Raw genomic sequence first — 1,500 nt, 5'->3', positions numbered from 1 at the left:
TACTACTGCGTCACAAATTTCTTCTTTTTGGCTTTGGCGCGAGGCCGCAACATGGGCATCGAGGTAAAGTTCTGGCCAGCATTCGATTCAGCCGTATGCGCATGGTTGCAATCGAGTTCGGGATATGGCGCTCAGGCCGCGCGGGCGGCGCCTCTGGGTCTATAATCGTCGGGTAAGGCAGGCGGTTGGATTTTCCAGTTGCAACGCGGTCCTGAGGGGGGAATCGTCGCCTGCTCGGCGATGAGGAAGCCGTAAGCCGCGATGCATAGCGCGGCGTGGTGATGGAAGCCGCGCCACCCCCGTCCCTCATAGTGGCCGAGCCCGATCTCCTGCTTCAGCTCTTCATAGTCGCGCTCGACTCTCCAGCGCAGCTTGGTGAAGTCGACAAGCTTCCGGAAGGTGGTTGTCGCGGGCAATGTCGAGAGCCAATATCTGGTCGGCTCCTTCTCCTCCTTGGGCCATTCGATCAGCAGCCACTCCGATTTCAGTTGCTCCGGGATCAGCTTGTTGTGCCCGACACGAACGCGCACCCGGGCGAAGCGTGATGACAGCCATTCGGCAGAACCCTGACGCCAACGGATCGTCTGCCAAGCCTCCTTTGGCAAGCCACACGCCACCTTCTTGGCCGAGACCAGGTCAGGCTCGTCGCGACGACCCGTGTTGTTCAGCGGCTTTCCGTTCCGCCGCGGACCGCTCCCGGGAGGCCACATCAAGGTGTTGGGCAAAATGCCCGCGACATAGGTCAATCCGAGCGCCGTGATCTCCGTACGCAGTTGCGAGTCACGGCCGTAACCGGAGTCCATCAAGACAACCCCGCGCGGCAGACCAGCGTCGCATGCAGCGCGGATCTGCTCGATCGCGATCTGCGACTTGGTCTTGAACTTGATGTCCTTGGGCACGCCCGCCTTCTTTCGCCGCGTGCGGTCCTTGGTCCAGGCGTCCGGCAGATACAGCCGGTAGGCCACTGGCAGGCTGGCGGCGTGGTTGGCGATCGACAGCGTCACCGCCACTTGGCAATTGGCCTGCTTGCCGAGCTCGCCGCAATACTGGTGGTGGACGCCGACCGAGTGGATGCCCTTTTTGGCAAACGAGGTATCGTCGAGGATCCAGGCCTCGATCGGTCCGGCTTTCTCCATCGCCGGCAGCACCATCTCGCACACCTTGGCCAGTATCTTCTCGTCCGACCAGGGTGAGGTATTGACGAAGTGCAGCAACGACTGATGCTGTGCCGCCGTGCGCGCCGGGGCCGTCTTGGCCGCTATTGGTTCTACGCTCTTGCGCTCCCCCGGCAGCATGAGGCCTGTGCAATAATCGTGGAGCGGGTTTACTCTGTCCGCATGTCCGATCTCGCTCGCGAGACCTTTGACGTAGGCTGAAAATCGACGCGCACCGGCTTCCTCAGGCTTGAGATCCATTCGACCCTCCCGCGCGTGAAAGTCTGAATCTCTACAAATACTTGATTCTCAGCCGGTTATTTCGTCGATTTTTGACTCAGTAGTA

The 1,500-nt window shown here is 60.6% G+C and carries 1 protein-coding gene; it reads right to left on the bottom strand.

Annotation, left to right across the window (positions count from 1 at the left end; genetic code table 11):
- Window positions 1-131: 131 nt before the first annotated feature.
- A complete protein-coding gene (locus ACQR1L_RS35075; protein WP_434862472.1) occupies window positions 132-1,415 on the bottom strand; it encodes an IS701 family transposase in 1,284 nt (427 codons plus the stop codon).
- Between the last annotated feature and the right edge of the window lie 85 nt (window positions 1,416-1,500).

This window comes from Bradyrhizobium sp. HKCCYLR20261 (assembly GCF_051168435.1).
In the GTDB taxonomy this organism is placed as follows: domain Bacteria; phylum Pseudomonadota; class Alphaproteobacteria; order Rhizobiales; family Xanthobacteraceae; genus Bradyrhizobium.
This window is presented reverse-complemented; position numbering and strand designations above follow the sequence as displayed.

Coding starts and splice junctions, on each gene's coding strand:
- ACQR1L_RS35075 (WP_434862472.1), bottom strand. CDS start 1,415: ATGGATCTCAAGCCTGAGGAAGCCGGTGCGCGTCGATTTTCAGCCTAC.